Genomic DNA, 23,883 nt, shown 5'->3' with positions numbered 1-23,883 from the left:
GCTAACAATCGGTACCGAAAGACTATCATTCTTTCCGGATGCCGGTAGGAATCCGGGGGGTTTTATCTGATGCCAGTGGGAAGTACTATGCCGGGAGGCTATGGCCGCGAAAGATACATCCTGCAAGCCCGGGATGGCGGTTCACCGGCTCATGGTGCACTATGGATACAGGAACGCAAAAGATCGACTGGGCACGCCAGTATATGCCGGTACTTGGTGCGATCAGGGAGAGGTTCATGGAAGAGCGTCCCCTTGCAGGGTGCCGGATCGGCATGGCCCTGCACGTGGAGGCAAAGACGGCAAATCTTGTCGCAACGCTGGCAGCAGGCGGTGCAGAGGTCTCCATAACCGGCTGCAACCCGCTATCGACCCAGGACGACGTCGCCCATGCGTTGAACCGCATCGAAGGGGTGACCTGTTATGCGAAACGGGGGGCAGGGGTCGAAGAGTACTATGCTGCCATAGACAGCGTGCTCGACTTCCGACCTGAGATTGTCATTGATGATGGCATGGACCTTATCTTTCGCCTCCACACCAGGCGGACCGAGATCATAGATTCGGTCATTGGCGGATGCGAAGAAACCACCACCGGTGTCCACCGGCTGCGGGCAATGGCCCGTGACAACCAGCTCCGCTTCCCGGTCATTGCCGTGAATGATACGCCCATGAAGCGGTTCTTCGATAACGTGCACGGGACCGGAGAAAGTTCACTCACCGCGGTCATGGTAACGACGAATGTCCTGGTGGCCGGCAAATGCGTGGTTGTCGCCGGGTATGGATTCTGCGGAAGAGGTCTGGCCCGCAAGCTCCACGGGCTCGGTGCACGGGTTGTGGTCACCGAAGTGGATGCACGACGGGCGCTCGAGGCCTATATGGACGGGTACCAGGTCATGCCCATGGATGAAGCCGCCACCCGTGGCGAAATCTTCATTACCACGACCGGTAACACCGGCGTGATTTCGGCAAGGCACATTGCCAGGATGCGCAACGGAGCCATCCTTGCCAATGCCGGCCACTTCAACGTGGAGATAGATGTCCGGTGGCTCGAGGAACATGCAGATCGCGTCATCAGGAGGGATGGTATCGATTCATACGAGGTCGCCGGGAAGACTATTCATGTCCTTGCAGAAGGACGCCTGGTGAATCTCGCCATCCCGAAGGGAATGGGCCACCCTGTCGAAGTCATGGATCTCAGTTTCGCCCTCCAGGCGCTCTGCGCCCGCCACATCAGGAACTGTGGGCGCGAGATGGAGCCAGGTGTCCACGCGGTCCCCGAGTTCATCGATGAGAGTGTGGCACGGGCAAAGCTCGGGGCACTCGATATCGCAATCGACACGCTCACCCCCGAGCAGGACGCATACCTGCGGAGCTGGACCGAAGGGACATGAACCGCATCTTTTCTTCATGGAGCAATCGCCAGGGCCAGATCCCCATCCTGCCGGGGAATAACCCACTGGATTTATTCCGGTTTGTCATGTGTTATTTTTCTGGTATGTCCCGCTCACTTCTGCCGGCACATTCTATGTAGGATCAGGCGCGAGTTTTTTTTTCTTGCAGGCCCCAATCCCGCCAGGTCACATCAGCTATGGCCCGTTGTAAGGCGCTGGCGGGCACAGAACAGGTATTCCTGGGCATAACCTGCATATTGCCCAAAAAGTGCCCGCCCCTCCCTGACAATACGGTTGTAACCTGCTTTAGCCGGAAGACCGTAGCACTGCTGCATGATGCGGGCGATCCAGACATCCACCGGAAATGCCTCGTAACGGGCGAAGGCAAAGAGGAGCACGCAATCGGCAACTTTCGGTCCGACTCCTTTGAACGCCATGAGCTCCCTGCGCGCTTCCTCCAGTGGCAGGGAAGCCAACCGCTCTGCCCATGCGGGGTCTCCGGCAATCGTGTGTGCAGTCTCCCACAGGTATCCTGACCGGTAACCAAGGGTGCATCGCCGGATATCGCACAGCCCGGATGAGGCAACCGCTTCAGGCTCAGGGAACCGGTAGCGCGTCCCGTATGCGGTCTCGATCGGCTCTCCCATGGTTTCGGAAAGGAGTCGAATCTTCTTCCTTATTGCGGGGATACTGGTATACGTGGCGCAGATATAGGAGGCAAGGCATTCCCAGGGTTCCTGCCTGATGATACGCAGGCCCGCGCAGTGGCCGATAGCCTCATGGATGATTGGATCGCGGTCAATTGACCTGAGGATTGCGTCCAGATCGAGGTCAAGCTGGAAGTATGAACGGACGGTTTCCAGGTTGCCGGATTCGCACATGAGCAGGTCTCCTTCCTGCCGGATACGGATCACATCGTTGCCAACGACTCCTTCCCACCAGTCCCCTCGCCACTCCCACCGGAATACCTGCCCGCAGCCGAGCGTCAGGTCGAGGGAGAATAACCGGGCAGGGATGGTAATCCGGAACATGCGTGCAGAGGAGGTGGGGCGCCCGCATAAGAAATAGGTCTCTATACTGCCTTCCCGGCAGGTATGAACCATCCTGTGATTCCGAGGCGATGAAAACCCCGGGATCCCCGGTCTGATTTTCTTTCATGCTTCACACGTATGGTTTTAATGCAAAGACTTGCGATTTTTACGTATGGAACTTATTGAGACCCTCAAAACTTTTCTCGAGAATGGCGAGGACTGGGAGCGGAAAGTGACCTCTATCCAGGGGGTAACTATCCTGAAGCTCCCGCAGACAAAGTCGCGCCCGGCATCACTTGCGGTTGAGATCAACCCGCTCACCGGGAAGGGGACGCCCATGAAGAAGAAAGGTGTCATGATTATGGGATCAGAAGAACTTGAAGCCTTCCGGAATATCTTCAACAATCAAAAGATGGACGTGTTGATCACCTCCATCGAGGCCATTACCCCCGCGCGTAAAACGACAAAAGGCGAGAAAGAGGACATACTCCAGGTCTGACCCCTGCCTTTACTTCTTTTCATGGCAGGATAGGAATATATGCCCATACGGGCAAAATGAGATTAAAACAGGTCAGAATTTCCCGGGGAGTCTGTTGTATGGGCTTGCCAGTCTGTCGGAAGATACCGGTATCAGCAGGTGTTTCAATGGTTTTCCTCGTTCTCATCCTCACTGCAGGATGCAGTTCCCCTCCTGATCGTTCCGGAGAAAAACCCCCGCCTCCCGAAATCCTGGTCGATTATCAGCGAACGGGAGGCATTGCCGGACTCAACGACCACATGGTGGTGTTCGACACCGGTGACGTTGTCTATGTGCGGAACACCGGTTCGGGCACCTTCACCCTCGCTAAAAGCTCGCTGGATGAACTCGGGGGGGTTCTCGAGCGTGCGAACATCATTTATCTGGCACCGGATTATCCGGCAGAGCAACCTGGAGCCGACTACTTCTCCTATTCGATAACGTACGATGGCAAGACCGTGACTGCGCAGACCGGGGGAGAACCTCCTGAACTCGTTCCGGTTATAATGTGCCTCGACTCACTGCTTGCCGGGCATTCCTGAACTGTGCAGTCAAACAGGGATTCCGGATTCTCAAGGATAAACCGTTCAGGAATGGCGAGTTCCTCCTCAAGAAACCTCCGCGTATTCAGGCTCTTGCCATGATTATGGCACTCTGTATCTATGTATCGGATTGCTTTCCCCCTTCTGACGCACCAGGTCAATGCCCTCCTGATGGGGCAGGGGGCTACACCACGAAGGACAGCCTCAAAGCGGGGGGGTGCTATGACAATGAGTTTATTGGGATCGTTTCCCTCCTGATCTGACAAAGAACGTGATTGTATGATCATCATCCAGTTTTTCGTGCCCGGAATCGCCCATATCTCTTACCTCGTTGCCGCAAACAAGACCTGTGTGGTCATCGATCCCTCCCGTGACATCGGACGTTACCTCGATGCTGCCCGTGGCATGGGTCTCCGGATCACCCATATCTTCGAGACACACCTGCATGCTGACTTCGTTTCCGGCCACCTCGATCTTGCCGAGGCAACCGGTGCAGAGATCGTAGTCCCGAAAGCAGGGAACTGCGCATTCCCGCATATCCCAGTGTCCGATGGAGACGAGGTAAAGCTTGAACATATCCGGTTCACGGTTCTCGGTGCCTATGGGCACACGCCCGATGAGATCTGTTACGTCGCAGCCGATACCAGCAGGGGAGATTCACCGGTTGCCTTGTTCTCGGGAGACACCCTCTTTGTCGGAGATGTCGGGAGACCCGATCTCTTCCCGGGAAAAGCAAGGGAACTGGCAGCCGCCCTCTACGATAACCTCCATGAAAAGATCCTGAAGCTCCCGGACGAATGCGAAGTATATCCTGCCCACGGCATGGGATCGCTGTGCGGGAGAATGATGTCGGCAAAACGGACGACCACCATCGGCTACGAAAAGAAGTACAACTACGCGCTCCGCATCCAGAGTCGTACGGAGTTTGTCAGTGTGCTTACCTCTGACATGCCTGCCGCACCGGATCACTTCGCCCGCTGTTCGGTCATCAACCGGGCCGGACCTGCCCTGATGAAAGACCTGGTACAACCTGCCCCGCTCGACCCGGGAGCGTTCTCCGCCTCTATCCGTCAAGAACGCGCGATCGTCCTGGATGTACGGAGTTACCCTGCATTCTCCGGGATGCACATTCCCGGATCGTGGCATATCGATCTCACCGGCAACTTTGCTACGCAGGCCGGATGGGTACTCCCCCCAGACCGGGATATATTCCTGGTGGTTGATGATCGGCGGCAGGCCGAGGAGGCAACGCTCCAGCTCCGCAGGGTCGGCTTCGACCACATCCCCGGGTTTCTTGAAGGGGGGATGCTCCTGTGGGGATCTGCGGGACTCCCCATAGACCGTGTGTCGGTCATGCCGCCTCATGAGGCACACACCCTCGTCACTTCCGGAGATGCTACCCTCATCGATGTCCGATCCCGTGAGGAGTGGCAGGCGGCTCACGCGGGGCAGTCGATCCATATCCCCTGGCACGATCTCAGGACAAGATACATCGGGCTCGATCCTGCAGGTCATTATATCGTCATGTGCCGTGGAGGCCAGCGTGCCAGCATCGCGGCGAGCATCCTGAAGATGCATGGTTTCTCCCGGGTCTCCAACCTCGGGGGCGGCTACACGGCATACCAGCGGGCGGGATTTGCCCCCTGATGCGGGGGGTTATATGAAGTGCATCATTCCCGTCCCGCGGAAGAGCGATGATGCTAAAATGTTTCTCCTTGATGAATTGGCAGTACTTTATCAGTGGAGCCGGGAATCGGGGTTTTTTCTGATCAACGTCCCTTTTCGGCAGACCATCCGCTCGGTGTATCGATGGAAAAACCATCGTTTCGCTCTTTTGATACAGGGCTGACTACCGGTTACCACAGGTCAGCCCCGTCATGATCCCTTTCTCCTTGAAAGAAGGAACGGGAGGATCAGAACGATGGCAACGATGATCCAGAACTGGCCGAACCATGCGAGCCAGTTCTCCCGTTCCGGAGGGTAGAACCGGAGCTCGGCTGATCGGGTTGCATTCCAGGTCACCAGGAGGGAACCATCCTTCTGTTCCGATACCGTAGCGTCCGGCGGGCTGATGGCACCGATAAACCGGTTCCGGACATCGAGGCCGGGAGGGACATTCACCACAACCCGATAGGGTTCGGAAAAAGAGACGACCATGTGGTTCTGGACGATCGGCCCGTTATACCGCACCGTGTAGTTCCCCTTTGGAAAAGTGATGACCGATCGGTCGCTCCAGGAGAACGTACAGGGAGCGCAATCGCCGGAAAGGGAGACCCCGGTCACCTTGATCGGGATCCGCTCCCCCAGAAGCCCCGTCTCGGTGAACTCGAACCGGTCCGCATTCTCCACCTGCACTGCTCCCTGGTAGACGGTCCCGTTTGGTGCGATCCGGTACTCTGCCGTGAGCGCAAGGGCCGGGACAGCGATCAGGAAGAACGCAATACCGAGAGCAGCGACTGCAGATCGGCATCGATCTCTATCGGGGTTTCGCATTGTCGTATCACAGTATCAGGATCTTTCAGGAGATGCCCGGTCACAACGCACACCACCCGCTCCTTCCGGTCAATTTGACCGGCCTCGGCCAGCTTCCGGACTCCGGCAACCGAAGCTGCAGACGCCGGCTCTACGCCAATCCCTTCCTTACGCGCAAGGTCACGCTGCATGGCAAGTATCTCTTCATCGCTCACCAGCTCTGCCGTCCCGCCGGTCTTCCTTATTGCCGATAGTGCCTTTTCTGCATTGACCGGAGCGCCGATCCGGATCGCAGTGGCAACAGTCTCGGGATTCTTCTCGGCTATGACCTCAGGAAGTCTCTCCCGGATAGCCCGGACAACCGGACTCGACCCGGCAGCCTGGATACCGGTCATCATAGGGAGACTGTCGATGAGGCCGAGGGCGAGCAGCTCGGTGAGCCCCTTGTACACTGCTGAAATGTTGCCTGCATTGCCGATGGGGAGCACCATCCGGTCCGGGACTCCCCCAAGCTGGTCGACAGTCTCAAAGCCGATGGTCTTCTGACCCTCGAGGCGGAACGGGTTAACCGAGTTGAGCAGGTAGAGCCCGTGGGTGAGGCAGAGTTCCTGGGTCATCTCCAGTGCCCGGTCAAAGTTGCCCCGGATCGAGATGACTTTTGCCCCATGCATGAGGGCCTGGGCCACTTTCCCGAGTGCCACCTTGCCAGCCGGGAGGAGCACTACTGCAGGGATCCCGGCCTTAGCTGCATACGCGGCAAGGCTTGCCGAGGTGTTCCCGGTGCTTGCACAGGCCACCGTGGTCTTGCGCAGCTGGAGGGCCATGCTCACCCCTACCGTCATACCGCGATCCTTGAAGGAACCGGTCGGGTTCATTCCCTCGTGCTTGGCATAGAGGTAGGGGAGCCCGATCTCTTCTCCTATCCGTTCCAGCTGATAGAGGGGAGTCCCTCCCTCCTGGAGGGTGACCGGCGCAATGGTCACCGGGAGTAGTTCACGGTACCGCCAGACCGAGAGCGGGCGGCGGTTCCACGTCTCACGCTGCACGGTGATCGAATCAAGATCGTACTCGACTGCAAGGAGGTGGCCGCAGCTTGGGCAGGTGTAGATGGTCTCGCCAGATCCGAACGATTCGCCACAGTACACGCAGGTGAGGCGATACATACCTGTATTGTGGTTGTTCATTCCTCATATACACGAGGGATGCAGCCGGCAGGGAGCCATGCGGTGTTCAGCCGCTCCCGGGATCGTTGAACTGGGAGTACAGTTGCGGATTCTGGTCTCCTGCAACCGGAAACTCTTCCCTGACCCTTTCGACATAATCCCGGTCTAGAGAAACGGGGAACGCGATCTCGGCACTCCCAGCCTCGGCAATGATCGTCCCCAGGGGATCGGCGGCAATCGAGTGTCCGTTATAGGAATCAACCGGTGTCGTTCCGATGGTATTGACTCCGACCACGTACATCTGGTATTCAACGGCACGGGCCCTTATTAAGAGTTCCCAGTGCCCGATCCGGGACGCGGGCCAGGCGGCTGGTACGATCATGGCCTGCACATTTTTCCGGGCATATGCGGAGAAGAGCCCCGAGAACCTGAGATCATAGCAGATCGCGATGCCACAGAGCATTCCATCGAGCGTAAACGTTCCAGGCCAGGTGCCGGGGACATAGGAAACGCCCTCGCGGGCAGGAGAGAAGAGATGACTCTTTGCATAGGATGCAAGTTCCTCCCCGTCGTTATCTACGACAATGCATACATTATGTGGGCCCTGGTTGGATGCTTCCCGGAACGATCCGAGGATGGCGATGCCGGCATCCCTCGCAAGTTCTTTAAGGGAAGAGACGATGGGGCCTGTTCGGTCCTGGATGTGCAGCAGCGATTCCGGGTCCCAGCCGGTAGCGAACTGCTCTGGAAAGCAGGCGAGCAAGCCACCCTGCCGTGCAGCCGAATGAACAAACGGTTCTGCTTTTGCCAGGGTGGCTGCAGGATCTTCCCAGACGCTCCGCATCTGCACTCCGAAGATCTTCACACCGGAAAATTGGCGCTTGGAATTATGTGAGCTTTTCGGCTCCAGATCAGCCTGAGAGGGCGGGGAAGGCCGAGACGAGCCCGTTGATGACAAACTGGACGGCGATGGCAATCAGGAGCATTCCCATCAGGCGGTTGATGGCCCGGAACTCCTTCTGGCCGATCCTGGATACGATGGTGTCCGAGCGGATCATCATCAGGTAGGTGAGGAGGACAGCCGCCAGGATCGATATGATAATCATCGCTATGTCCGGGAAGGAACCAGCCGCCTCACTCACGAGCACGATGATCGTTGTGATCGCTCCCGGCCCAGCGATCATGGGGATTGCGAGCGGGGTCACCGAGATATCCTCTGCTTCCATGCTCTCATATTTCTCGGTAGCCGTCAGCTTCGTGCGTGAAGTACGGGCGTACACCATCTCCATGCCAATCACGAAGAGGAGGATACCCCCACCGATCCGGAAAGCATCGATGGTAATCCCGAACACCTGGAGGATAAGGCCGCCCATCAGGGCAAAGGCGATCAGGATGAGAAGAGCATACCGGCAGGACTCCTTTGCCACATCCCGCCGGGTGAGGGGGTTCATCCCCGCGGTCAGGGTCACGTAGGTTAGGGTAGCCCCGAGGGGATTGACGATAATGATGATCGATGAGAGGGAGAGAAGGGCAAACGTGACCGCATCCCCTGTCATACAGTGTTATGTAAGCAGAGAAAAAAAAGAATCTTTCCTGCCGGGGAAACGTTACTCGTAGAGGACAGCCTCGTCTGCGCGTCGGTACGAACAGAGCTCACCCGCCGGGAAGTGTAAAGCTATCTCCCGTCGGGCACTTTCCGGCGAATCAGAAGCGTGTACCACGTTCCTGCCGGTGTCTATGGCAAGATCTCCCCGGATGGTCCCGGGAGCGGCCTTGGCAGGGTCAGTCGACCCGACCATGGCCCTTACCACCGGCACTACGTTCCTTCCCTCCCAGACCATCAGGAAACAGGGGCCGCTGGTAATGTAATGGCGAAGTGATGGGAAAAACGGTTTCTCCAGGTGCTCCCGGTACTGCTCCATCACCCGTTTCTCGGGTATCTTCTCGAGCCGTGCCGCGACCAGGCGGAGGCCTTTTCTCTCGAGCCGCATGACGATGCAACCGATCAGGCCGCGGGCAACACCATCGGGCTTGACCATCACGAAGGTCTGGTCCACGGCCAGTTCACTCCTTTCCTCTCGCTTTGCGCGCAGCCTTTGTCCAGAGAACCCTGCGTGGTGCGCGGCCGAGCCGGAAATTGTTCTCGCACTTTGAGCTGCAGAAATAGAAGATGGAACCGTCTTTTCTCACAAAGAGTTTTCCGGTGCCGGGCTCAATGGCCTCACCGCAGAAACTGCAGTTCTTCCGCTCAACCATATCTCTCACCGCCTCGAGAGCTTCTTTGCCTCACGCTCAGTCTCGAGGAGCATCAGGACATCCCCTTCACGGATAGGACCGACCGTGTTCCGGGTGATGATGCGCCCCTTGTTGGGACCATCGAGGATCCGGCACTTCACCTGCATCGCTTCCCCGTGCATCCCGGTGGAGCCGATGACCTCGATCACTTCAGCAGGGGTACCTTCGTCGGCCATGATCCTCTCACGCTCTCAGGCCGCTGATCTGCTTGGCGATCTCATCGATGAGATCTTTTGCTTTGCCGGGCTTGACAATTGCAGCAGCAGTCGATCCGACTTCAAGTCCGCTCGCGGCCCCGATATCATTCTGCTTGTTGATGAAGAGGTAGGGGATCTTCTTCTCTTCGCAGAGCGGGGCAAGGTGCATCACGATCTCTTCTGGCTCGACATCCCCGCCGATGAAGACCATTGTGGCAAGGCTCCTCTCGATTGCTTTCGTCGCCTCATTTGCACCCTTCTTGATCTTGCCGGTATCCCTGGCAATTTCAAGAGCTTCGAGTGCCTTGTTCTGAATCTCTTCAGGAACCTCGAATTTTATGTACGTCTTAGCCATAACTCACCTCATTCAGGAGTAGCGTAGTCTCCCTCATCACTCATCAGTCAGAAACGACGATGTAGCCATATCAGTTCGACAGGAATGGCAATAAAGGTTTTTGACCTTGCGGGGAGAGTTTCAGGTGGAGATCTGGTAAACCTGGACTCCCGATCGCTCGTACAGGAGGGGCAGTCCTGCCTCTTCCACCCGGACATTGTAGCGTTCCCGCTCTGCATCACCGACATACAGGTGGGTCGCGTTGTATTTTTTCATCAGGGTGAGGGTCTGTCCGGGTTCCTCGTAGATAAGTCTGACATCGTTGGTCCGTTCCCAGAACCAGCCATTCGCGCGCCACATGAACTCATGGAAGGGCATGCCGATAATGGTCGGGATCCCGGTAAATGACGAGATGCGGGAATAGTAGGTGTAATCTCCACCCTCGGCTTCCACGATAGCGGTTACTCCATCGAGCGACCGGAGAAAAGCAACCGCTTCGGCATCGCCCGGATGGGTTGATGATAGGTATGCAAGGCCATCAAGGGTGGTGTCCCTGTACTGGTATTCGAAAGAGATAACAAGGGGCGAGATGAGGAGGAGGGCGATTGCGCCGGCCAGGAGCCCGAGGCGGAGGTTCCGGGGTAGTTCCCGATGTGAAACAAGGGGGGTAAGCACGGTTGCGATCATGGAGAATCCCGCGGACCCCATCAGGATCCATGCCGGGAGGTAGAACTTGAAGACGGTATTCATCCGGAAGTAGACCTCCCCCATGTTATCCTTCAGGTAAAGAAACTCGCAGAGGATGATAACCGTGAGACCAAATATGGCCAGCAGGTCTGCGGGATAGCGTTTCCTTTTAGCCAAAAAGTATGCCAGCGGGAGGGCTGCAATCCCCGCAGCCGCGTATCCCGCCAGGGCAAACGGTATAGGAGTCAGGAGGAGAAGCGGGCATTTCAGGATATCCCTGTACAGGGCAACGAGGAACAGAACGATGAAGATCCCGTGAACGAGGAGGAATGCGAAAACCGGTGTCGGGGTATGGACAAGACCGACACCCTGAATCCCGCGGGAGGTCATCTGGAAATAGAAGGGGGCGTAGATAAGAACCGAGAGGAGCGGGACGCAGAAGAGGAAACTCCAGTCCTTCGCAAGCAAGCTGTTGCCCGGCACCCTGCCTGAACCCTGGCGCCGGCTCGCCATGTTCTCCTCACGGGGCGGAGGGGGTGCATCAGACCTGCCATAATACCAGATAAGGAGGCCAAAGACCACCGTTACCGGAGCGTATAGGATCACATCCCAGGAATTGATGAGCGGCATCGATCCCAGGGAGAGGGCAGCAAGTCCTATCATGACCATACGTTCGTTTCTCCCGGCATCCTTCCATGAGAGCAGGGCAGAGACAAGAATGAATAACAGGAACACCTGGTTGAAAAGGGATATCACGTGGGCGTGAAGATCCCCCCACACGAACGAGAAGATCGGATACTCGTTGATGGCATTGGGGATGGTCCTGGTGCTGTCCCAGAGGACCGATCCGAGCCCCTTTCCCTGGAACAGGTTCCAAAGGAATGATGGGTTCACCACGAGCAGGGTGAGAAGCGGGAGCCACCGCAGCCGCGGGGTAAGCAGATGGGCGAGGGCGTACAGCGACACGGCCGCGTTCGCGAGCACTGTAGGGAGGGCCAGGTTGAATACCACCGGTGAGGGGATGGTGGTTACCACACCCAGCGCACCAAACATCCAGTACCCGAGGTAGTAGTAGACATTTAAGAACCCTCCGGCAAACCAGGGATCGAGCGGCGGGACAACCGGAACCCGCATGATCGAGCCCAGGAATGCGTGGTCCATGAACTTCTCGGCATAGGATATGCTTGGGTTGACGAACCGGAGCTCGAGCATGAAAACGAAGAAAATCAAGAACACCAGGATCCAGCGCCACTGGCCGGAAAAAGAGCTCCGGGCATACTCCCGTCTCATCGCAAAATATGCGAACATGATGATGAACGGTGCAAAAGCTGCCTGGACAGGGAGGTGGAAGAGCCCGCAATACCAGGAGATAAGGGTAAATGCGAGCAGGGAGAAGGGAAACGAGACAGGATAAGCGAATTCGCGGAGGGCCGGCCGAAGTGATGGCCAGACCGAGAGCTGGAGAAAAAGGAGCAGTGCAAGCCACGCCAGAAGCGAGACGAGCTGGAATTCAGGCTCCACTCCCATCACCCCCGTACATCTCTCTCCTGAACGCGGATCGGATTGTGTCGATAACCCAGTCGCCAAAGAAGTAGATGGAGACGATACCGCCGGCCAGGGTGACAAGGTTCTTGATAAGGTGATCGATGACAGCGATCAGGGTGGCAATGGCAGGATCGATTCCGGCCACAGTGAAGGTGAGAGCCACAGAGAGCTCATATGTACCGACCCCTCCCGGGGTAAGTGGAACGGCCTTCACCAGGTTCCCGATGACGATTGCCAAAATGACGACTGCGAAAGGGATGAACTGCTGGAACATCATGGCTACGAAGAGGCAGACCAGGACATCGAATATCCAGATCACGAATGACTGCAGGGATATTGACAGGACCGAGGGGAGCGAGAGCGAGACTGCCCGGATTTGGTCGAGTATAGAGAGGATGACCCGGATATACCGGTTTTCTGACACGAACCGTCCTGAAAAGTAGAGAAAGATGAAGAAGGCCGCACCGAGCGCAAGGGGGACGAGGATGATGGTGTAGAACCAGGCGGGTACATCGAGGACGAAGAAGAGGGAGAGGGCACCGAGAAGGGCGACGGTCACAATATCAAAGACCCGCTCAACCACGAGGGAAGATATGCCCTGGGAAATGGTCGAGCCGTATTCATGTCGAAGAATGAACACACGCACGAGATCGCCAAGCCGGGCAGGAACGATGAGGTTTGCGGTCTGACTCACAAAGATGCAGCCGGTGGAAAAGAGAAGCCCGCAGAAGACTCCCACTCCCGAAAGAATGACCTTGTACCGGAACCCCCGTAGCAGCCATGCACCAAGGCAGACAGCGGTTGCAAGGAGGAGATATCCCCACACAATATGCTTGAAAGCGGTGACAAGGTCGTCCCTGACCCGGAAGAGCATGAAGGCGATGATCCCGAGTGCGATAAGGGTCGAGACGACAATCGCACTAATCTTCCGATACATGCAACTGCCACCAGAGCCGGAGGATAGATCGTCCCATATCCCAGATATCGCGTCTCTTCACGGTTGTCTTCTTTCCCTGTTTCCAGACCACCGGAAACTCGAGGATCTTGTATCCGGCATGCCCTGCCCGTACCAGTACTTCGGTATCCCAGAACCAGTGGGTATCTTTGACTGCAGGGAGGAGGGCGAGGAGTCGTTCCCGGTTGAACCCCTTGAACCCGCACTGGTGATCGTGCAGCTTGCTGTTCAGGATTACCCGGACGAGGAAATTGTATCCGCGGCTTGCAACCTCCCGGCCCTGGCTTCGGTCAATCCTGCTCTTCGGAAGGAGGCGGGATCCGGTCGAGATATCATATCCGTCCCAGATAGCCGAGATCAGGGTCCGGAGATGCGAGAGATCGGTTGCAAGGTCTACATCATAGTAACAGACCACTGGTCCACGGGCCTCCCGGAATGCCCGGGAAAGAGCCCTTCCCCGCCCGAGCCTCTCATCGGAGTGGAGCAACTGCACCCGTGGATCGCTGGTGCTGTAGGCACGGGCCACAGCAGCAGTGCCATCGGTGCTTCCGTCTTCAGCGATGATGATCTCGAAGTCTTCGCCGAGCTCTTCGAGCATGCGAATCGAACGGGAAATGGCTGTTTCGAGCGCTTCGCGGTCGTTGAAGACCGGTATCACCACGCTCACACCGGTCATGGCTCCCCCCTTGTCCGCTCAAGCTCCCCCGCGACAGCAAATCCGGCGGTGATGGACCCATCCATGCTCCGTTCCGGGTAGTTCGATGGGGAAAACATCCCGGCCCAGAAGAACCCCTTTGCCCTGTAGGCAAGGATCATATCATGGTATCCGGTGGAAAAAACAGGACCGGCAAGCGGATCAACCGCCATCCGTACCCACCTGATTGATGATTCGGGCACGTGGAAAGTGTTGCAGAAGTGGTCCTGCATCACTGTATCGGCACGGGCAGGCAGTGTCCCGGTGAAATACGAGGCAAGGTATACAATATGCCCGTTGTAGCGTTCGGAGGGAACGAAGTTGGTATGGGTGATGACTGCCCCATAGGGGGCAGGATCCTTCATGTTCAGCCAGTAGATTCCTTTGGTGACCTGCTCATCGATCCCGATAGTGAGGCAGGCAGCTCCCTGGTAGGGTACTGGGGGAAGGTCCGGTCCGCCGGCATGGGTAAGGGCCTGGGGCGGCACGGTCGAGACGACCGCATCATAGCGCCGATTGTTTATCCTCCATTCACTACCTTCCCGTGCAATGGTTGTGACCGGGTCGTTGAGACGGATCGTGCAGTCTTTCCCGGTGGCCTCGGAGAGGGCGTCCACCAGTACCTGGAACCCTCCCCGGAGATATCCGAGTCGTTCCCCGGAGAGACCGCGGTTAGAACGGATGGCTATCCGCCCGACCAGCCAGGCTGCAGAGACCCGATCCCGTAGCTCACCGAATTTACTCCGCATGAGCGGTTCGAAGAATGATGCATAGGTTCTCTCACCGACCTCACCGATGATGAAGTCTCTGGCAGTGATTGTATCGAGCGCCTCTGGATCCATATTCCGCGATCGTATGGTGAGCAGGGCAAGCTTTGCCTTGTCGGTCAGCGAGAGGAGCGGATAGCGGAGAATCTCGGCAGGGGTATTGAGCGGGTAGATGGTCCCGCCGGCGAAATATCCTGAAGTCCCCCGGAGCCATTCGAGCCTGTCTGCGATCCGGAGCTCGGACAGGAGGGCGAACAGTTGGTGGTCCTGCGTAAAACAGTGGTGATAATACCGTTCAATCCAGTAATCATCCACCTGGTGTGAAGAGAGGCAGCCGCCGAGATGGCTATTTTTCTCGTAAATATCAACTTCGTTCCTGGGTGAGAGCCGCAGTGCAGCTGCGAGACCGGCAAGTCCGCCCCCAATAATGCATACCTTCATAGAGGGAGTTCAAGGTAGTTATTTGAAAAGAGGGATAAAAAAGGCTCCGGAAACCTATACAGCGATTATAAGGCTTCTGAGGTCATGAATATTACAAGAAAGTTTTTGAACTTCCGGAGGCAAACAATTAGTTGAGCATTTTATATAGTCACAGGAAAATGCAGCTGGTTGGTGTTTCTGCTCCATGAGGATCTTTTTCATCGGGTTTGGCCAGGCGGGAGGAAAGATTGTCGATATGTTCATCGAGCAGGACAAGAAGCTCGCCAGGGGCAGTTTCAGGGGTATTGCGGTAAATACTGCCAGAACAGACCTGATGGGTCTCAAGCATATCGACCTCAAAGATCGGATCCTGATCGGCCAGACCGTGGCGAAAGGGCATGGAGTCGGTACGGACAACGCTGCCGGAGCAAAGGTTACCCTTGACGAGGCCGATACCATCATCAGTGCCATCGACCGCCGTGGTACCCATGATGTCGACGCTTTCATGATCGTTGCCGGCCTCGGCGGTGGGACCGGGTCGGGTGGAACCCCCGTACTGGTCCGCCAGCTCAAAAAGATATACCATGAACCGGTCTATGTCCTGGGGATCCTTCCCGCACCCGAAGAAGGAAGACTTTACTCTCTGAACGCAGCAAGGAGCCTCGCCACACTTACCAAGGAAGCAGACAACACCTTCATTTTCGACAACAGCGCATGGAAGAACGAGGGTGAGAGCATCAAGAGTGCATTCTCACGCTTAAACGACGAAATTGTCAGGAGGTTTGGGGTCCTCTTCAGGGCAGGCGAGGTCGGCAGGGCCGGTGTCGGTGAGATGGTGGTCGATTCAAGCGAGATCATCAATACCCTCCGGGGAGGTGGCATCAGCACAGTGGGATATGCCATTGCAGCGGTCAGCAGCAGTAGATCCCGCACCTCGGTATCTGGTATTATCGACGGAATCAAGGGTTCGATCCGGAAGCGGGAGGCGGCCGAGGAAGTACTTCTCGGTGAGGACCGGACGGCAAAGATCATCTCCCTGACCAGAAGGGCGATGCTTGGCAGGCTCACCCTCCCCTGCGATTTCTCCACTGCTGAACGCGCCCTCGTCATTGTGGCAGGTCCGCCGGATGAACTTGACCGCAAAGGGATCGAGAAGGCTAAAAGCTGGGTGGAAGAAAATATTGCTGGTGTCGAAGTACGGGGCGGGGATTACCCGGTTTCCAGCAGTTACGTGGCATCTGTCGTCCTGCTTGCCACCATCGGGAGCGCCCCCCGGATCCGGGAACTCCTCTCAATTGCACGTGAAGCCCGGGATGAGGTTGAACGGTCAAAGGAACGCCAGCCGCTTTCCATTGATGAGGATATCGAACCGTTGTTCGAGTGATTTGATATGAGAAGATTGTTACAGTTCACGGGAATCCTGTGTGGTATCTTCTGCCTGGTGTGCATCGTATCGGCTTTCTCCGTTGAAAATATTGCCGTCACCCCCAGCGGAGACCTCGTATCTGGGGTAAGCCGGGGGTCCGCATCGTTTGTCATCAAATTCTCAGCTACAGGGGGATACACCTTCTCTAGCGATCACAACATTCAGATGGACACCGAGCTGGATGATGCTAACTGGATGTATTCAATCTATCTTGACGGTATTGAGAACCCCTCCAAGAGCGAGACCGGACCAAACATCAGGCTCTCGGGATGGGAACTCTCCTACCCGTCAAACCGAGAAGTCTCTCTCAAGGTGAAGGTGGAAGGGACAGCCCCGGTCGTGAACGTGTCACAGGAACATATCCTGGTCAGGGTGCGAGAACTCGATAACCGGAATTCCGTGGTTTCAGGAAGCGAGGTCGTCAGGAAAAAAATGGTCCTGAACCCTGCGACCATCGGAGAATCGATTGCATATGAGGAATCGGTGCTGACCGGCCTGCGCCCACGGATTGACCAGCTTGCGGCCGGCGGCATTGACATTACGTCCCTTCAGACTAAGTTCGGACAGGCAACTAACCTCCTTGAAAGTGCGGCAACTACCCGCGACATTGCCCGCGCCCAGTTCGAACTCACCCAGGCTGCCTCCCTCATCGACCAGCTTGAATCCGAGTTGGTGATCCTCGAGGCGCAGAAGGCGATTGCCGATGCGGAGTCATCGATCGGAGAGACTGAGGATCTGATCAATTATTTCCGGGTCAATAAGAGCATGAGCTCCGACGCCCGACTAATGCTAATCCTGTCAAAGTGGGAGATTGCCGCCGAGAGACTGACGGCGGCCAAAGACCTGAAGGCCGGGGCCGAAAAGCTTGCCGCGGAAAACAATCCGGGTGCCACAGAAAAATTCGAGGAAGCCGCAAAAAAAGCACAGGAAGCAGCAGCAAAGGGGAATGAAGTTCTTGCTGACGCACAAGCCCTGAAGGAGGATGTCGATTCAAATCCATTTGCCGCGCTCGGAGGAATCGGCAGCGCCATTTCCGGGAACATCATAACCATCCTGATCATCGTGGTAGTCGCAATCCTGGCGGTCATCAGTATCGTCCTCTTCAAACGGAGACGCCGCTGGGACGAGCTCGGATAAACCTTTATTTTTCATAAAAGAATATGGGTTTTCCAATCCATTACCGGGGCATTCCATGAGAATCGCTTCCCCGTGCTTCATGGTGTGTTCCCCGTATTCGAACGGTGTCAGAGGAACGGGGCCTCGTTATCGTTCCTCCATCTCGATAGATGAATGCCTATTACCCGGTATAACACTGTAACACTGTTTTGGAAATTCACGTTCCTGTTGACGTTTGCGGGAGTCTGCCTACCGCAACAGCATCCCGGGTGAGATAGAACTCACCTTACAGCCTTCACCGCATCCAAAGTGATACCTGGGGTCCGATATCCGTTCAAGTTCAATACCAGGTATGCCAGACCCGGGAGAGGAAAACCAGGATGGCTGTCAGACTAGCGGTGGAGGGATTCCGGCCTTTTCGAATAAACCAGGTTTGGTGAAGACATCGATATTGATGCTCCCCAGCTTGCCATCCCGCTTGAAATAATATTCAGGTATCCGATGCTCATTGTCGTAGATTGAAAACCAATAGCTGATTTTGTACGTTGTTTTATTGAACCCCTCAAGGGCTGCATAACTGTTGAGGTCATGGGTGATTACCATGTCCGGATCGATCTGGTAGACCAAAGGCTCATCGATGATTTTCCCATAGAATCGCATTCTCTCCCATCTCTCTCCCCGGTAATACCACGGAAGCGGCCAATAGTTTTCAGATGCGATGACCACGGTATCCGAAGCATCGATCAGGGCCATGACCGTTCGCATATCCTCGGAGTTCTGCACCTGGACGATCGGCTCGTTTATATCGGCCGGAATAAAGCAGACATGGCATGTCATCACGATCAGGAAGAGGCACGAGATCACTGCGATTACGGTCTTCCTCGGTGTCATGAGGTAGACAGAGACAAAGATCATCGGGAGGAGCTGGTGGATGATCAACCAGGGCACTTTCTCCCCGATATAGGCATAGGCGGCCATAGAAGAAAGCATCCAGAAGATGCAAAAAAGGAAGAAGAGTTCTTTTTTATCCCAGCTTGCCCGTTGAGCCTGTTGAGGGGTTATAACCTCCGCGGATGGATCAACCACCGTCTCAAGCCCTACCTTCCCCGCTCGTCCGACACGGGTGCCGAGGAAATGGAGCGGGCAATGCCGCACCGCAAACTGGGCTGTGCCAAAGATTGCCAGTAGAAAGATCGGCACCTCGTAGAGCAGGAAGAGAAGGATATAGAAAAACCATGGACCGCAGATCCGGCACATCCCGTGCATGGCCACCCAGTGCTCATAGGCCCGGATCCACCCTGTTTGGATGATCTCGGGATGCATGCCGAACGATGAATACAACACCACCATGATCCCAATAGTGACAATCAGCCCTGCAACAGTATCCCGGAGCCAGGTTTCCGGCAGCCTGATCTTCTTCCTGAAAATCGAGGCCAGTGCAAAGATGGTGAGGAGAACGAGAAATATAGGCATGTCCTCTTTCAGCGACATCCCGCAGCCTATGGCAAGGCCGGTCAGCAGCGCATACCGCAACCTGCCCCGCTCAAGGTAGGCAAGGATGGCGGCAAGGATCAGCACGGTGAAGAAGAGCTGGAAAATATCATGGCGGAGGAAGCGTGAGAAGTAGACGAGGGATGGTGATACGGCGACAAAGAGCGAAGCCACCAGGGTCTGGCGCTCGTCGAGGTAACCAAGGGTATGGATCCAGTATACCACAGGAATGATTGCCGCCCCGAAGAGTGAGGGGAGGATCCGGGCGACAATGTCCGAGTCACCGAACAGCGAGAACATCCCGGCAGTGACATAGTAGAGGAACGGACCATGGTACATCGGGTCATAGGCATACGACCCGTCTGTCATCAGGTTCCAGGCGAACCAGGCATGGACCGCTTCATCGTGGTGGAAGAGCTTGAGGTCCAGGACCGAGAAGCGGAGCAGCAATGCCAGTAAAAAAATGATCAAAAAGAGGTTTCTGAAAGAAAACCAGGTCCGGATCCGAGACTGAAATCCGGCGGGCAATCCGCTCCCTCAGCTCTCGAGAACTATCTCGATGCCGATATCTTTCGGGACCTGGGTTCTCATCAGCTGGCGAAGCGCCCTTTCATCGGCATCTATGTCAATCAACCGCTTGTGCACCCGCATCTGCCAGCGGTCCCATGTTGCGGTACCTTCGCCATCCGGGCTTTTCCGGATGGGCACGACCAGTCGTTTTGTGGGGAGGGGGATGGGGCCTGCCATATTTACCCCGGTCCTCTCCGCAATCTCCCTGATCCGATCGCAGACCATTTCAACCTTCTTGAAATCGGTCCCTGTCAGGCGTATCCTGGCCTTCTGCATGATATTCACCGCGATGTTGGGGAATCGGAGTTATCTCATCTGCTTGGCCTGGATTCCAATGCACATCCCGGCGGCAATGGTGCTTCCCATATCACGGATCGCAAACCTGCCGAGCTGGGGGAGCTCCTTGACATTCTCGATGACCATCGGTTTGGTAGGTTTGACCTGGACGATAGCCGCATCACCGGTCTTGATGAAGGTCGGGTTTTCTTCCTTGGTCTGTCCGGTCCGCGGATCAAGTTTCTTCTTCAGCTCGATGAAAGTACATGCCGTCTGGGTGGTGTGGCAGTGGAACACCGGAGTGTAGCCTACGGTGATGGCACTCGGGTGCTGGAGCACGACGATCTGTGCGGTGAACTCATCGGCAACGGTCGGTGGTGCATCGGCTGGTCCGCAGACGTCGCCGCGGCGGATATCACCCTTTCCAAGCCCACGGACGTTGAATCCCACATTGTCCCCCGGGATTGCCTGGGGGATCTCTTCGTGATGCATCTCGATGGACTTGACTTCGCCTTCCTTGTTGGCCGGCATGAACGAGACCTTCATGCCCTTCTTCATGACGCCGGTCTCGACCCTGCCGACAGGGACTGTCCCGATACCGCTGATTGAATACACGTCCTGAATGGGGAGCCGGAGCGGCTTATCAACCGGTTTCTCGGGTTCCTTGAGCATGTCGAGGGCTTCGAGGAGCGTCGGGCCGGTATACCATGGTGTCTCCGTGCTCTTCTTTGCGACGTTCGTACCCTGAAGAGCGCTGGTGGGGATGAAGAAGGTCTCTGCGGGCTTGTAGCCAACCATTTGCAGGAGGGACGAAAGATCCTTCTTGACCTCCTCGTAACGCTTCTGATCATACTTGGCCGCATCAATCTTGTTGATGGCGATGATCAACTGGCTGATGCCGAGCGTCCGCGAGAGGAACACATGCTCCTTGGTCTGCTCCATCACTCCGTCCGGTGCCGCAACCACCAGGATTGCTGCATCAGCCTGGGATGCGCCGGTAATCATGTTCTTGACAAAGTCCCGGTGGCCCGGGCAATCTACTACGGTGAAATAGTACTTGGGCGTATCGAACCTCTTGTGAGCGATATCGATGGTGATGCCTCTTTCACGCTCTTCCTTGAGGTTATCCATGACCCAGGCGAACTCGAAGGTCGCCTTTCCCTTTGTCTCTGCTTCTTTCCGGTATCCCTCAATGATATGGGGAGGTACGGCTCCGGTCTCGAACATGAGTCGTCCTACCATTGTTGACTTCCCATGATCGATGTGTCCGATAACCGCCAGGTTAAGGTGGGGCTTCTCAGCTGCCATAAACATTCCTCCGATAAAGACAAACTGCAGAAGTACAGCCTGTTTACGCGAGTAGTATGTATTGGAAAGGGATCCTTATTAATCATTTCGATGAGCGATATTTGAGTAGTTTTCACGAAATAACGAGAAAAACCGGTATTATCATATCTTATGGGTGCAGTACCTCCTTCCCATCATGAAGACCCTTGCAATTACCCGGGATGAAAAGAACGTCCGTGTAACCGTTGCGTGTGCTGACGGTGATGTTTCGGTGCACCGCAATTGCGCGTTCTGCATTCACTGCAAAGGGATCCGAATCGGTGGCAAATCGTACCCGTCTCCCCAAGAAACTGCCATGAAAACAAGCAGAGGGGGGGTTTCTGGAGACGAAGCGCTGATGAACGCCGCCATGCAGTTCAATTCCCTGATCGTTTCCGCAACGGCAATAGAGTGCGATGACGATCAGAATTCCGGGTTCAGGTCACGCTACCGGCGTTAACCTCACTCTCGGTGATAACCCCGGGCGTAAACAGATCCTCATCTGGTATCTGGTTCTGGATTTCTGATCTGAAGGTATCGAATTGCAGGTCATCCAGTTGATCCGAGAGGAGTCTCCCGCTCCACGCGTTCCGGTAAACCCAGGTGACAACCTTTTCAACTACATCGGCTGCGGCGCTGCTAGTCCGTACCGCCACCAGCTCGCGTCCAATCTTCGGATGCCTTCCCCGGTTTCCTCCCACGGTGATGAGATAGTAGGGACCCGATGATTTGAGGAGATCATACGGACAGGAACGGATGCAGACCCCGCAATCCACGCATTTTTCACTGTCAAGAACCGATATCCCTTTCTTGATGGTAATAGCACTTTCCTGGCAGTATTCAACGCAGGTTCCGCACCCGGTGCACATTCCCGGTACGCGTATTGGTTCGATCTTTCCCATGACCCCGATCTCGTTGAGCATTGGGCTTGTACAGGCATTCGGACATCCGGAGATTGCTATCCGTAATTTCACCGGCATCTCCTTGCCAAAGAGCCTCCTGTCGATCTCCCTGGCAAGTGCAACGGCATCGATATTGCCGAAGATGCAGCGCTGATTGCCGGTGCAGGCGATGACGTTCTTTACCTCGTCCCTCTCTGCACCGAGGGGAGTACCATTCATTGAAAGATCGCGCGAGATTCCTTCGAGCCGATCCGGAGGCATGCTGGGGAGCTCGATGGTCTGGCGAACTGTCAGCTGTACACCCTCGCCGCCGTACCGCTCGACGATATCTGCGATGCCCCTTAACTGGTCTGCAGAAATCATCCCTGCCGGAATGCGGGTTCTCACCGCGCAGTATTCCGGGTTCCGTTCCGTGATCACGCCACCTTTCTTGTAAACTCCAAGATCCTTGAACATCAGAGAAATGATACAGGTGCCGTACCTAAAAAACTGTGCTCCCAGGAATGATGACCAGGGTGGCAAGAACGATGGCCCGGGTGATTTCTCCAGATGCGCCGACCACATCCCCGTTCACTCCGCCAAAAAGGCGGCAGGAGATCGAGAGCAGGCCGGCAGGAACGACGACCATGACCGTTGCAGCACCGGCAAGTTTGAGCGGCGATAGCGGAAGGAGAACCAGCGGAGCACACAGAAGGAAGGAAAGGACCGGAAAATAAGGTCGCGATGCCCGGTGGAGAGCGGAATGTATCCCCTCGTGGAAGGGAGGTCCGTAAGCGGTGAGAAACGCCATTGAGAACTTGGCGGTTACCTCAGCGGCAACCAGTGCCGGCCAGAGGATCGGCGAAGACGCCATTGCGGCAAAGGAGACAAGGGTTATGGCTCCTCCCATGGCCATTCCTCCTGCGCCGATTTGCCGGTCGGCCATGGCTTTCTGTCGACTCTCGCGGTCTCCGTGGACCATGAGCCCGTCGCCCAGATCGAGCAGACCGTCAAGGTGGTGCGCTCCGGTAACGAGGATGATAGCAGCGACCGCAGCTGCTGCTGCAAGGAGGGGTTCAGCGATCCAAAATGCACAGATCCCGGCAAACCCACCGGTCACGTAACCGGCAACCGGATAGAGCCATGACCAGCGCGCAAACGAGTCGATATCTGCCTGTTCCCCCAGCGGGAGCACCGTGGTGAACTGGAGCAGGGCACGGATCGGACTCAGCAGCATTCGCTATAGAGGCGGGACGTGCAGCCGGCGATGAGCCCCGCGACAGCATCGTCAAGAAACGGCCCGAGTTCCGAGAGGACTCCCGGCTTCTTCTGGTCGTACCTGGTGAATTCGAACCGGGCATAGGTCCCCCCGATGCACTCGGCGATGGCCATGCCGATAATCTCATCGGAGAGCAGGAAGACCGGGTCTCCCTGGATTTCCGGATCGGTGGATCCGAAGATCTCTTCCTCAAGGAGGATGGCACCGAGCATGAGAGAGGCGATATTCGGGTCACCGAGATATTTCCTGATCTTTTCCCGGATGGCTCCCGCAGCCGATCCTGCATCCATCCCATGGGGTACATAGAGGGCCATGGCGGCGACGACCATATCATCGATGGAAATCCCCCTCTCCCCGAGGCGCTCTTCGATTCTGAACATTAGAGAAAGATCTTTTCCCGGTTTCCTTATTAGGGTTGCCACCTTTATCCTGGGTAAAGTGCACGCCGTAGAAATAATTCCCCTTCCGCCAACTGGCTTGTTCGATGCTGTCTGCCGCATGAACTGCAGCA

At 56.2% G+C, this 23,883-nt stretch carries 27 protein-coding genes; 8 read left to right on the top strand and 19 right to left on the bottom strand.

Annotated features, from left to right (window positions below; all coding sequences use genetic code 11):
- The first annotated feature begins 161 nt into the window (after positions 1-161).
- On the top strand, positions 162-1,388 hold the full coding sequence (locus IPI71_03095; GenBank protein QQR71509.1) for an adenosylhomocysteinase: 1,227 nt from the start codon (positions 162-164) through the stop codon (positions 1,386-1,388).
- A gap of 191 nt (positions 1,389-1,579) precedes the next feature.
- Here the strand turns inward: IPI71_03095 and IPI71_03090 are convergent, their stop codons facing one another.
- Positions 1,580-2,419 (bottom strand): 8-oxoguanine DNA glycosylase, encoded by an 840-nt coding sequence (locus IPI71_03090; protein QQR71508.1) that lies wholly within the window; start codon positions 2,417-2,419, stop codon positions 1,580-1,582.
- 172 nt (positions 2,420-2,591) lie between these two features.
- Between IPI71_03090 and IPI71_03085 the strand changes: the two genes are divergently transcribed.
- The 4 genes from IPI71_03085 (at position 2,592) to IPI71_03070 (ending at position 5,125) form a co-directional block, all read left to right on the top strand.
- Complete coding sequence (locus IPI71_03085) at positions 2,592-2,918, top strand: hypothetical protein (protein QQR71507.1); 327 nt, start codon at positions 2,592-2,594, stop codon at positions 2,916-2,918.
- A 146-nt stretch (positions 2,919-3,064) separates the two neighbouring features.
- Positions 3,065-3,478, top strand: a complete 414-nt coding sequence (locus IPI71_03080) for a hypothetical protein (protein ID QQR71506.1) — start codon at positions 3,065-3,067, stop codon at positions 3,476-3,478.
- A complete protein-coding gene (locus IPI71_03075; protein ID QQR71505.1) occupies positions 3,445-3,741 on the top strand; it encodes a hypothetical protein in 297 nt (98 codons plus the stop codon). The genes IPI71_03080 and IPI71_03075 overlap by 34 nt, the downstream gene beginning before the upstream one ends.
- Before the next feature lie 16 nt (positions 3,742-3,757).
- Positions 3,758-5,125, top strand: a complete 1,368-nt coding sequence (locus IPI71_03070) for an MBL fold metallo-hydrolase (GenBank protein ID QQR71504.1) — start codon at positions 3,758-3,760, stop codon at positions 5,123-5,125.
- A 228-nt stretch (positions 5,126-5,353) separates the two neighbouring features.
- On the opposite strand, the gene IPI71_03065 is transcribed toward IPI71_03070, so the two are convergent.
- The 12 genes from IPI71_03065 to IPI71_03010 all read right to left on the bottom strand — a co-directional run bounded on the left by IPI71_03065 (position 5,354) and on the right by IPI71_03010 (position 15,028).
- Entirely contained in the window at positions 5,354-5,971 is a 618-nt protein-coding gene (locus tag IPI71_03065) for a hypothetical protein (protein ID QQR71503.1), read from the bottom strand.
- Positions 5,905-7,113 (bottom strand): threonine synthase, encoded by a 1,209-nt coding sequence (locus IPI71_03060; protein QQR71502.1) that lies wholly within the window; start codon positions 7,111-7,113, stop codon positions 5,905-5,907. The genes IPI71_03065 and IPI71_03060 overlap by 67 nt, the downstream gene beginning before the upstream one ends.
- 67 nt (positions 7,114-7,180) lie before the next feature.
- Complete coding sequence (locus IPI71_03055; protein ID QQR71923.1) at positions 7,181-7,957, bottom strand: carbon-nitrogen hydrolase family protein; 777 nt, start codon at positions 7,955-7,957, stop codon at positions 7,181-7,183.
- 67 nt (positions 7,958-8,024) lie between these two features.
- The gene (locus IPI71_03050) at positions 8,025-8,669 is read right to left on the bottom strand and encodes an NAAT family transporter (protein QQR71501.1); all 645 of its coding nucleotides are present in this window, start codon (positions 8,667-8,669) and stop codon (positions 8,025-8,027) included.
- Between the two features lie 51 nt (positions 8,670-8,720).
- Complete coding sequence (ndk, locus tag IPI71_03045) at positions 8,721-9,170, bottom strand: nucleoside-diphosphate kinase (protein QQR71500.1); 450 nt, start codon at positions 9,168-9,170, stop codon at positions 8,721-8,723.
- Positions 9,171-9,177: 7 nt separating this feature from the next.
- Positions 9,178-9,369, bottom strand: a complete 192-nt coding sequence (locus IPI71_03040) for a 50S ribosomal protein L24e (GenBank protein ID QQR71499.1) — start codon at positions 9,367-9,369, stop codon at positions 9,178-9,180.
- Positions 9,370-9,374: 5 nt separating this feature from the next.
- Positions 9,375-9,584, bottom strand: a complete 210-nt coding sequence (locus tag IPI71_03035) for a 30S ribosomal protein S28e (GenBank protein ID QQR71498.1) — start codon at positions 9,582-9,584, stop codon at positions 9,375-9,377.
- A 7-nt stretch (positions 9,585-9,591) separates the two neighbouring features.
- A complete protein-coding gene (locus tag IPI71_03030; GenBank protein QQR71497.1) occupies positions 9,592-9,960 on the bottom strand; it encodes a 50S ribosomal protein L7ae in 369 nt (122 codons plus the stop codon).
- A 120-nt stretch (positions 9,961-10,080) separates the two neighbouring features.
- A complete protein-coding gene (locus IPI71_03025; GenBank protein ID QQR71496.1) occupies positions 10,081-12,153 on the bottom strand; it encodes a hypothetical protein in 2,073 nt (690 codons plus the stop codon).
- The gene (locus IPI71_03020; GenBank protein QQR71495.1) at positions 12,137-13,108 is read right to left on the bottom strand and encodes a flippase-like domain-containing protein; all 972 of its coding nucleotides are present in this window, start codon (positions 13,106-13,108) and stop codon (positions 12,137-12,139) included. The genes IPI71_03025 and IPI71_03020 overlap by 17 nt, the downstream gene beginning before the upstream one ends.
- A complete protein-coding gene (locus tag IPI71_03015) occupies positions 13,092-13,802 on the bottom strand; it encodes a glycosyltransferase family 2 protein (GenBank protein ID QQR71494.1) in 711 nt (236 codons plus the stop codon). Before IPI71_03015 ends, IPI71_03020 begins: the two co-directional genes overlap by 17 nt.
- Positions 13,799-15,028: an NAD(P)/FAD-dependent oxidoreductase gene (locus IPI71_03010; protein ID QQR71493.1), complete on the bottom strand. Its 1,230-nt coding sequence runs from the start codon at positions 15,026-15,028 to the stop codon at positions 13,799-13,801. The genes IPI71_03015 and IPI71_03010 overlap by 4 nt, the downstream gene beginning before the upstream one ends.
- Positions 15,029-15,212: 184 nt before the next feature.
- Here IPI71_03010 and IPI71_03005 point away from each other — a divergent pair, with 184 nt between their 5' ends.
- Entirely contained in the window at positions 15,213-16,391 is a 1,179-nt protein-coding gene (locus tag IPI71_03005) for a cell division protein (GenBank protein QQR71492.1), read from the top strand.
- A 6-nt stretch (positions 16,392-16,397) separates the two neighbouring features.
- A complete protein-coding gene (locus IPI71_03000) occupies positions 16,398-17,570 on the top strand; it encodes a hypothetical protein (protein ID QQR71491.1) in 1,173 nt (390 codons plus the stop codon).
- A 366-nt stretch (positions 17,571-17,936) separates the two neighbouring features.
- Here IPI71_03000 and IPI71_02995 read toward each other — a convergent pair whose 3' ends face one another.
- From IPI71_02995 to tuf, 3 genes are read right to left on the bottom strand one after another with little or no spacing between them, the layout of a single operon-like run.
- Positions 17,937-19,568 (bottom strand): TIGR03663 family protein, encoded by a 1,632-nt coding sequence (locus tag IPI71_02995; protein ID QQR71490.1) that lies wholly within the window; start codon positions 19,566-19,568, stop codon positions 17,937-17,939.
- A gap of 9 nt (positions 19,569-19,577) precedes the next feature.
- Positions 19,578-19,886 (bottom strand): 30S ribosomal protein S10, encoded by a 309-nt coding sequence (locus tag IPI71_02990; GenBank protein QQR71489.1) that lies wholly within the window; start codon positions 19,884-19,886, stop codon positions 19,578-19,580.
- A gap of 30 nt (positions 19,887-19,916) precedes the next feature.
- Entirely contained in the window at positions 19,917-21,194 is a 1,278-nt protein-coding gene (gene tuf / locus IPI71_02985) for a translation elongation factor EF-1 subunit alpha (GenBank protein QQR71488.1), read from the bottom strand.
- Positions 21,195-21,369: 175 nt separating this feature from the next.
- Here tuf and IPI71_02980 point away from each other — a divergent pair, with 175 nt between their 5' ends.
- Entirely contained in the window at positions 21,370-21,672 is a 303-nt protein-coding gene (locus tag IPI71_02980) for a hypothetical protein (GenBank protein ID QQR71487.1), read from the top strand.
- Here the strand turns inward: IPI71_02980 and IPI71_02975 are convergent.
- Genes IPI71_02975 through IPI71_02965 form a run of 3 tightly spaced genes read right to left on the bottom strand, consistent with a single transcriptional unit; the run spans position 21,650 to position 23,752 of the window.
- Positions 21,650-22,570 carry a 4Fe-4S binding protein gene (locus tag IPI71_02975; GenBank protein ID QQR71486.1) on the bottom strand — a complete coding sequence of 307 codons (921 nt, stop codon included), beginning with the start codon at positions 22,568-22,570 and terminating at the stop codon, positions 21,650-21,652. The two genes, IPI71_02980 and IPI71_02975, sit on opposite strands and share 23 nt — an antisense overlap.
- Before the next feature lie 25 nt (positions 22,571-22,595).
- A complete protein-coding gene (cobS, locus tag IPI71_02970; GenBank protein ID QQR71485.1) occupies positions 22,596-23,330 on the bottom strand; it encodes an adenosylcobinamide-GDP ribazoletransferase in 735 nt (244 codons plus the stop codon).
- The gene (locus IPI71_02965) at positions 23,321-23,752 is read right to left on the bottom strand and encodes a phosphatidylglycerophosphatase A (GenBank protein QQR71922.1); all 432 of its coding nucleotides are present in this window, start codon (positions 23,750-23,752) and stop codon (positions 23,321-23,323) included. The genes cobS and IPI71_02965 overlap by 10 nt, the downstream gene beginning before the upstream one ends.
- Positions 23,753-23,883 lie beyond the last annotated feature (131 nt).

The organism is Methanolinea sp. (assembly GCA_016699325.1).
In the GTDB taxonomy this organism is placed as follows: Archaea; Halobacteriota; Methanomicrobia; order Methanomicrobiales; family Methanospirillaceae; genus UBA9949.
Note: the sequence above shows the minus strand (reverse complement) of the source record. Positions and strands in the feature narration are given on the sequence as shown.

Excerpts from the sequence above, each read along its gene's own strand:
- IPI71_03095 (QQR71509.1), top strand. The coding sequence starts at position 162 with ATGGATACAGGAACGCAAAAGATCGACTGGGCACGCCAGTATATGCCG.
- IPI71_03090 (QQR71508.1), bottom strand. The coding sequence starts at position 2,419 with ATGTTCCGGATTACCATCCCTGCCCGGTTATTCTCCCTCGACCTGACG.
- IPI71_03085 (QQR71507.1), top strand. The coding sequence starts at position 2,592 with ATGGAACTTATTGAGACCCTCAAAACTTTTCTCGAGAATGGCGAGGAC.
- IPI71_03080 (QQR71506.1), top strand. The coding sequence starts at position 3,065 with ATGGTTTTCCTCGTTCTCATCCTCACTGCAGGATGCAGTTCCCCTCCT.
- IPI71_03070 (QQR71504.1), top strand. The coding sequence starts at position 3,758 with ATGATCATCATCCAGTTTTTCGTGCCCGGAATCGCCCATATCTCTTAC.
- IPI71_03065 (QQR71503.1), bottom strand. The coding sequence starts at position 5,971 with ATGCGAAACCCCGATAGAGATCGATGCCGATCTGCAGTCGCTGCTCTC.
- IPI71_03060 (QQR71502.1), bottom strand. The coding sequence starts at position 7,113 with ATGTATCGCCTCACCTGCGTGTACTGTGGCGAATCGTTCGGATCTGGC.
- IPI71_03055 (QQR71923.1), bottom strand. The coding sequence starts at position 7,957 with ATGCGGAGCGTCTGGGAAGATCCTGCAGCCACCCTGGCAAAAGCAGAA.
- IPI71_03050 (QQR71501.1), bottom strand. The coding sequence starts at position 8,669 with ATGACAGGGGATGCGGTCACGTTTGCCCTTCTCTCCCTCTCATCGATC.
- IPI71_03040 (QQR71499.1), bottom strand. The coding sequence starts at position 9,369 with ATGGTTGAGCGGAAGAACTGCAGTTTCTGCGGTGAGGCCATTGAGCCC.
- IPI71_03035 (QQR71498.1), bottom strand. The coding sequence starts at position 9,584 with ATGGCCGACGAAGGTACCCCTGCTGAAGTGATCGAGGTCATCGGCTCC.
- IPI71_03030 (QQR71497.1), bottom strand. The coding sequence starts at position 9,960 with ATGGCTAAGACGTACATAAAATTCGAGGTTCCTGAAGAGATTCAGAAC.
- IPI71_03025 (QQR71496.1), bottom strand. The coding sequence starts at position 12,153 with ATGGGAGTGGAGCCTGAATTCCAGCTCGTCTCGCTTCTGGCGTGGCTT.
- IPI71_03020 (QQR71495.1), bottom strand. The coding sequence starts at position 13,108 with ATGTATCGGAAGATTAGTGCGATTGTCGTCTCGACCCTTATCGCACTC.
- IPI71_03015 (QQR71494.1), bottom strand. The coding sequence starts at position 13,802 with ATGACCGGTGTGAGCGTGGTGATACCGGTCTTCAACGACCGCGAAGCG.
- IPI71_03010 (QQR71493.1), bottom strand. The coding sequence starts at position 15,028 with ATGAAGGTATGCATTATTGGGGGCGGACTTGCCGGTCTCGCAGCTGCA.
- IPI71_03005 (QQR71492.1), top strand. The coding sequence starts at position 15,213 with ATGAGGATCTTTTTCATCGGGTTTGGCCAGGCGGGAGGAAAGATTGTC.
- IPI71_03000 (QQR71491.1), top strand. The coding sequence starts at position 16,398 with ATGAGAAGATTGTTACAGTTCACGGGAATCCTGTGTGGTATCTTCTGC.
- IPI71_02990 (QQR71489.1), bottom strand. The coding sequence starts at position 19,886 with ATGCAGAAGGCCAGGATACGCCTGACAGGGACCGATTTCAAGAAGGTT.
- tuf (QQR71488.1), bottom strand. The coding sequence starts at position 21,194 with ATGGCAGCTGAGAAGCCCCACCTTAACCTGGCGGTTATCGGACACATC.
- IPI71_02980 (QQR71487.1), top strand. The coding sequence starts at position 21,370 with ATGAAGACCCTTGCAATTACCCGGGATGAAAAGAACGTCCGTGTAACC.
- IPI71_02975 (QQR71486.1), bottom strand. The coding sequence starts at position 22,570 with ATGTTCAAGGATCTTGGAGTTTACAAGAAAGGTGGCGTGATCACGGAA.
- cobS (QQR71485.1), bottom strand. The coding sequence starts at position 23,330 with ATGCTGCTGAGTCCGATCCGTGCCCTGCTCCAGTTCACCACGGTGCTC.
- IPI71_02965 (QQR71922.1), bottom strand. The coding sequence starts at position 23,752 with ATGTTCAGAATCGAAGAGCGCCTCGGGGAGAGGGGGATTTCCATCGAT.